The sequence below is a fragment of the Cupriavidus sp. 21MJTG02-4 genome (assembly GCF_057798975.1).
In genome coordinates this window covers 73,376-80,319 of sequence record NZ_JBYOJP010000018.1, presented here as the reverse complement: position 1 = coordinate 80,319, position 6,944 = coordinate 73,376, and the positions used below count along the sequence as shown (strand labels likewise).

Annotated in this window: 4 protein-coding genes; 1 reads left to right on the top strand and 3 read right to left on the bottom strand. The window is 67.8% G+C overall.

Features of this window, described 5'->3' with window-relative positions; all coding sequences use genetic code 11:
- Positions 1-160: 160 nt before the first annotated feature.
- On the bottom strand, positions 161-2,908 hold the full coding sequence (locus AC3FKH_RS28155; RefSeq protein WP_488678989.1) for a winged helix-turn-helix domain-containing protein: 2,748 nt from the start codon (positions 2,906-2,908) through the stop codon (positions 161-163).
- A gap of 286 nt (positions 2,909-3,194) precedes the next feature.
- On the opposite strand from AC3FKH_RS28155, the gene AC3FKH_RS28150 reads away from it, so the two are divergent.
- A complete protein-coding gene (locus AC3FKH_RS28150) occupies positions 3,195-4,211 on the top strand; it encodes a TonB-dependent receptor (RefSeq protein ID WP_488678988.1) in 1,017 nt (338 codons plus the stop codon).
- Positions 4,212-4,425: 214 nt separating this feature from the next.
- On the opposite strand, the gene AC3FKH_RS28145 is transcribed toward AC3FKH_RS28150, so the two are convergent.
- The gene (locus AC3FKH_RS28145; RefSeq protein ID WP_488678987.1) at positions 4,426-5,394 is read right to left on the bottom strand and encodes a Bug family tripartite tricarboxylate transporter substrate binding protein; all 969 of its coding nucleotides are present in this window, start codon (positions 5,392-5,394) and stop codon (positions 4,426-4,428) included.
- A 188-nt stretch (positions 5,395-5,582) separates the two neighbouring features.
- A complete protein-coding gene (locus AC3FKH_RS28140) occupies positions 5,583-6,746 on the bottom strand; it encodes a CaiB/BaiF CoA transferase family protein (RefSeq protein ID WP_488678986.1) in 1,164 nt (387 codons plus the stop codon).
- Positions 6,747-6,944 lie beyond the last annotated feature (198 nt).

Genomic DNA, 6,944 nt, shown 5'->3' with positions numbered 1-6,944 from the left:
GAAACCCCCGGCGTCTGGTGGCGGGGGGGGTGGGGGGAGCGAAGGGCGCGTCGCCAGCAAGCGCTGGCGACGGCGGGAAAAGCGGGATTGCGGGATTGCGGGATTGCGGGATTGCGGGATTGCGGAAGTTTGTAGAAGGCAGGCGGCGTGCGCCTCGGGCTCAGGCGTCCTGTCCGAGCCCGCGGTCGCGCATGCGCGCAACCGCCTCGTCGCGGCTGCTCACGCCGAGCTTGCGGAAGATGTTCCGCAAGTGCCACTTGACGGTCTCCGGCGAAAGCCCGAGCGTGCGCGCGATCTTCTTGTTCGGTAGCGCCTGGGCGAGCAGGCGGACGACGTCCGCTTCGCGGTCGCTCAGTTCCTCTCCCGTCATCGGCAGGCCGGCGGTGCTTTCCGTCGTGCCTGCGGTCATCTGTGGCAATGCCCGCGCCGCGGCCTGCAGGCGCTCGATGTAGAAGCCCAGCACCGGATCCTGCTGTCCGGCGGCATTGGCAGCGCTGACCAGCAGGTCCAGCGCCCCCGGGTAGGTATCCATCAGTGTGCGCACCAGCCCAAGCTTGTGGCCCAGGCGCAGCGCAGCCATGGCATGGGTAGTCGCGAGGTCCGTATCGCCGCGGCGCGTCGCGACCACCGCGGCCAGGATGTGCTGCTGCGTCACGTGCCGCTGCCAGCCGCGTGCCTCGCAGTAGGCCAGGAGTGCCGTGACGCGCTGCCACGCATCATCCAGCTCATCGTGTGCCAGCGCGACCAGTACGCCGGCGCGTTCGGCCGACAGGTGGATCGCATCGAGCGAGCTCCTCGGCGCGTTCTGGTGGCGCTGCGCCACCGCGCGCAGCCGCGACAACACGGCGTCGGCCGTATCGATATCGCCGCTTGCCACGTGCAGCAGCACCTGGTAGCCCAGGCTCTGCGCGACGAGCCGGTCCAGCCGGAACTGGTTGCCGTATTCCTCCATGCGCTCGAGTTGCGCAAAGGCGTCCAGCCGGTGGCCGCTCAGCCAATGGGCGGCGGCCAGCACGGTATGCACGCGCAGCACGGTGTCGGGAATGGAGACGCGTTCTAGCACATCGACGCGGTCCTCCAGCAGGCGCCGCGCGGCTTCCAGGTCGCCCTGCTCGTACAGGGTCTCGCCGAGCAGCACCGCGGCAAAGTACTCGGGTTCGGAGCGCGTGCTGCCGGCCTGTTCCGCTTCGCGCAGCACCTCGCGGCAGACGCGCTCGGCTTGCAGCATCTTGCCTTCGAGCGCGTAGCTGAAGCCGATCATGCAGCGCCCGTTCAGGCTCCCGCTCGCGGTGCCGACCAGGGGCGCCCCTTCCACCATCAGCGGCTGGGCCTCGGTCTGGACGCGGCGGGCCCGCTCGAACTCGCCAAGGTGCATGTAAAGCCACGACAGCAGGTTGTTGCGCCCGCCGACAAAGAACGGGTCGAGCTGCGCAGGCGGCTGCAGGACCTGCGGCAGCAGCGCCTGCGCGCCGGCCGTGTCGTCGCGCAGCACCATGATGCTGAAGCGCTGCAGCGCCAGCCGGAAACGCAGGCTCTGCGCATCCGGCGGGAGGTCGGCTTCGATGCGGTCGGCAACGGCCGTGGCGGTATCGGCGTCGTGCGCGAAGATGTGCATGCGCAGCGTCAGCATGCGCAGTTCCATGCGCTGCTGCACCTGTTCCCCGGGCAGCAGACGCAGCAGCGCCAGCGCCTTGCGCGATTCGCCGCGCGCCATCAGCGTGTTGGCGTAGCGCTCGACGAAATCGGCGGCGGTACCGGGGTCGCCGGCCAGGATGGCGTGGCGCACCGCCTCTTCCAGCATGCGGTGGTCGCGGAACCACTGCCAGGCCGCGGTGTGCACGGCGCCTTGCTGCCATTCGCTGCGCATGCGGAAGCGCTCGGCCAGCGTCTCCCGCAGTAGCGGGTGCAGGCGGTACCACGTCTCGCGTCCGGTATCCTCGACCGGCGCGATGAACAGGTTTTCGCTTTCAAGCCGGGCCAGCAGCGTGAGGACTTCGGCCTCGGTCTGGCTGCCTTCGCTCAGCGCGGCGCAAAGCGATGCGGTAAAACGCTCGCAGGCCGCGGCGCGTACCAGCAGCTCGGCTTCGTCCGGGGCCACGCGCGACAGGACCTCGCGCTCGAAGTAGTCCGCAAACGCGCCGGCATTCTGCACATTGGCACGCACGAAGTCGCTGGCGAAGGAAATGCCGCTGTCGTGCTGTTTCTTGCGCTTCCAGTGCGTCGCGAACAGTTGCAGGCCGGCGACCCAGCCATCGGTCAGCTCATGCAGCATGCGGGCATCGCGCGGACCGGTGTCGCCGAGCTGCGCGGCCAGGAACAGGCGCGATTCCTCGGCGGTGAAGCGCAGGTCGCGCTGGTCGAGTTCCAGCAGCATGCCCTGGTCGCGCAGCCGGCCCAGCGCGAGCGGCAGCGCCGAACGGGACACCAGCACCAGGTGCAGGTTGGCCGGCGCGTAGTCGACCAGCCATTGCAATGCATCGCGCACGCGGGCTTCGCCGATATGATGCAGGTCGTCCAGCACCAGCGTAAGTTCGCGCGGGCACGCCGCGATGCCGCGCACCAGCGCGATGATGGTGCGCTCCACGCCTTCATCGTCGAGGCCGCGCCCGGCCAGCAGCATGGCCTCGCGCGTGATCGCGGGGCTGACCTCGGACAGGCAGCCCAGCAGGCGATCCAGCCAGCGCGCCAGGTCGTTGTCCTGCGGTTCCACCGTGAGCCAGGCCATGTCGAAGCCCAGGCCAAGGAGCTCCAGCCGCCACGCCATCAGCACCGCCGACTTGCCGCACCCGGCTGGCCCCTGCAGCACGATGCAGCGGCGCCGGCGCGCCTCGGTCAACTGGGCGAGCAGCCGCTCCCGGGCCACGACGCGCGCGGCGCCGCGCTGGGCCACGCCGGCGCGTGCGGGCATTGGTGTCGCGGGAGATGCAGGGGAGATATCGGTCCGTTCAGGCATGGTCGGGACACTGGGAGCAGGGTTGTCGGCGGGCTCGTGGGCAAGGCGCCATGTGCGGGCGATTGTACGGCAGCTGTCGGCTTGGGGCGTCAGTTGCACCGGTCCGCAAGGCGCGCGCGCCACATTGGAGGATCGCGCCCCCACAGCGCCAACGGTGTTGCGTTGGCGCTGTGGGGGCTTGAAGCGCTTCGGTGAACACAGCATCATGGGCACCTGGCATGCGCAACCGGGAGCCCCGCCTATGCAATATCGCCTTGTTTCCGACGTCACCCATTGGGACAGCCTGCGTCACCTGATGTACGCCGCGCTCTGCGCAGTGTCGCTGATGGGCATCCACAATGAAGCCAGCGCCCAGGAGTTCTATGTACTTGGCGGGCTGCAACAGACGCCGTCGCTGGGAGAGAAGACATATGGCTACACTTATGAGTACGCTCATAACCTGACCGACAACGTCTACGCATCCTTCTCTTATCTGAACGAGGGGCACGTAACCAACCACCATCGCGACGGCCACAGCGCGCAGTTGTGGGGGCGGTTGCTGTCGGCGGACCGGCGCTTTGCCTTCTCGCTTGGCGTTGGTCCGTACCGTTATTTCGATACCACCGTGAAGACAGCCGAAGGCGGCGTGAATGACCAGCACGGGTGGGGCATCCTGATTAGCGCGGCAGGCGCCTGGTATATCAATGGTGGTCCGTGGATCCTGCAGGCGCGATACAACCGCGCGCAGGCATTCGGTAGCATCGACACCAACACCTTCCTGATCGGAGTGGGCTACCAGCTCGATCGGGGGCGCAGGGATGGCCCGGTTGTGCCTCCGCCTTCGTATAGCAGCCTGACGACCAACAATGAGTTCACCGTCTTCGGCGGTACCACCATTGTCAATAACTTTGACTCCCCAAGTGGCATAGCCTACGCGGCAGAGTACCGGCGCGGCATCCTGCCGTACGTAGACCTCACGGCTACCTATCTGAACGAGGGCGATGCCCGGGTCGTGCGCCGGCAGGGGCTGGCAGCGCAAGCCTGGCTGGTGAGGCCATTCTTCAATGACCACCTGACGCTTGGTATCGGTTTTGGTCCCTATTTCGCGCGCGACCATGACGACGGCGGCGGCGTCACGCGTACTCTGGGCCTGTTCACCATGTCGGCGAGCTATCGCATCAGTCCGTCCTGGACTACGCGCTTTTCCTGGCATCGCACCGTCACGACCAATAGCCGAGATACCGATGTGATGGTGTTGGGCCTAGGGTATCGGTTCTAGCCTGCCGGAGCCATCAATCGATCCGGGCCCGATAAGCTCTGGCTTCGAGAGCGCAGCCACTACGGTCAAATGGAATATGCGGCAGATCTTCAGCAAGCTCGGGGTATCGCGGCGGTACGATGCGATTCTGAAGGCCAGGAGTACAGGGGCAGGCGATAGGGCATGATTGCGTGAGGGGGCTCGTGCTTGGGGCAGGCGCCCCCCCACGCATATCTCACTCCGCCGTAGCCCCGCTAGCCTTGATCAACCTAGCCATCACCGGCTCCGAAGCATCAAACTCCCGCCTGAACTCCGCCGCAGTGCTGCCGACCGGCTCCAGCGCCATCGCATCCAGCCGCGCGCGCATCGCCGGCGATTGCACCGAAGCGCGCGCCGCCGTCTCCAGCTGCGAGAGGATCGCCGTGGGCGTGCCCGAACGCGCGAGCAGCCCGAGCCATGCCGGCGGACGCATTTCCTGGTCGCCCATGCCGGCTTCGGTCATGGTCGGTACGTCCGGCATTTCCTTGATGCGCTTGTTGCCCATCACGGCCAGCGCGCGCAGCCGGCCGCTCTTGATCTGCGGGGCGAGCGTGGTCACCGAGCCGATCGCCCACGAGATGTTGCCGGCCAGCATGTCCTGAACCATCGGCGCTTCCCCCTTGTAGGCGACATGGGTCATGTCGAGGCCGCGCGTCTGGTTCAGGTGCGCGCCTACCAGGTGCGGGAAGGAGCCCACGCCATACGATCCGAAGCTGACCTTGCCCTTGTTCTTCGCGGCCCAGGCCAGGAACTCCTGCACGTTCTTCGCCGGCACGTCGCGCGTCACCGCCAGCACGATCTTGCCCAGCGCGACTTCGCTGATGAAGGCCAGGTCGCGGCGCACGTCGTAGGACACGTTGGCGTAGAGGTACGGGGTGTTGATCAGCGGCGCCGAGTGCGTGAGCAGGATGGTGTAGCCATCCGGCGCGCCGCGCGTCACGGCCTGCACGGCAATCACGCCGCCGCCGCCGGGCTTGTTGTCGACGATGATGGTCTGGCCGAGCCGCTTGCCCATGTCCTCGGCCAGCGCGCGCGCCACGGTATCGGTCGCGCCGCCCGGCGGGCCCGGCACGACAAACGTGATCGGGCGTGAAGGATAGGTCTGGGCCGCGCTGATCGCGCCCCATGCCAGCAGGCCGATGAAGAGCAGTGGTTTGGTACGCATTTCGTTTCACCTCGCTTGAATGAAAGGATGGACTGGCGCGTAGGAGGCGCAGCCGCATCGAAACGGTATCCCGCGCACGGCGCGCGGAAACCCTCAGGTTTGGCGGGGCGGGTTTTCCCTTGCGCGGGATTCCCCGTCCACGCTGCGTTGCGTGGCAAACACGCCAGTGGTCTGCAGCACCATGCGGCTCAGTCCTCGCCCTGGAAACCCAGGCCAAGCGCCTGCAGGCGCGCGACGGCTTGGGCATCGAAGCCCCAGTCGCGCAACGCTTGCGCGCCATGCTGCCCGCGCTGCGGCGCAGGCCCGCGTACCTCGGAAGGGGTACCGAGAAAGCGCGGCGCGGGCGCCGGCTGCACCACGCCGTCGATCTCGATGAAGCTGCCGCGCGCGCGGTGCTGCGGATGTGAAGGGGCCTCGCTGAAATCGAGCACCGGTGCCCAGCAGGCGTCGCTGCCCTCGAACACGGCGCACCACTCGTCGCGGGTGCGGGTCAGGAAAGCCGCTTCGAAGCGGCGCCGCAGAAGGGGCCAGCCGCTGCGGTCATACTGGGCCGGAAGCTCTTGCCCGGCCAGCCCGAGCTTGTCCAGCAATTCGGCATAGAAGCGGCCTTCCACCGGGCCGATCGCCATGTACTTGCCGTCACGCGTGCGGTAGCTGTCGTACCAGGGGGCGCCGCCATCGAGCACGTTGCTCTGGCGTTCCTCGCGCCAGTTGCCGGAGGCCAGCAAACCCCAGATGACCGCGCCCAGTTGCGCCGCGCCTTCCGTCATGGCAGCGTCGACGACCTGGCCCTTGCCTCCGCGCTGGACGTTCAGCAACGCCGCTACCACCCCCAGGGCCAGCAACATGCCACCGCCGCCGTAGTCGCCCACCAGGTTCAGCGGTGGAACGGGCGCCTCGCCGGCGCGGCCGATGCCCGACAGGACGCCCGACAGCGCGATGTAGTTCAGGTCATGGCCCGCGCGGTCGGCCAGCGGGCCTGTCTGGCCCCAACCCGTCATGCGGCCGTAGACCAGCTTCGGGTTGCGCGCCAGCGCGACGTCAGGCCCCAGGCCCAGCCGTTCCAAGGTGCCGGGGCGGAAGCCTTCGATCACCACGTCGGCGCGCGCCATCAGTTCCAGTGCCGCGCGCTGCGCATCGGCCCGCTTCAGGTCCAGCGTGACGGAGCGGCGCCCGCGCCCGGTCACGTCGACGCGCTTGCCGCCATTGCCTTTCGGGCCGAGGTCTGACGGCGGTTGCGGGCGGTCGATACGTACCACGTCAGCCCCCATGTCCGCCAGCAGCATCGCGCCGAATGGTCCCGGCCCGATCGCCTCGAATTCGACGACGCGGATGCCGCTGAGTACGCCCATGATTGTCTCCCTGTTTGCTTGTGCACTGGCGCGAAGGCGCCGTTGGTCATGGAAGCAAGTAGAGCAAATTCATGGGGCACAAACACCCACCCGTATCAGGTTGCCACCGGTCACGGGGGGCGGGCAGGGCGCTGCGCAACCCTAGAATCGGTTAGCCGGATCCGCACCCGGGCGCAGCCCCGGGGGCGGTCCGGACAA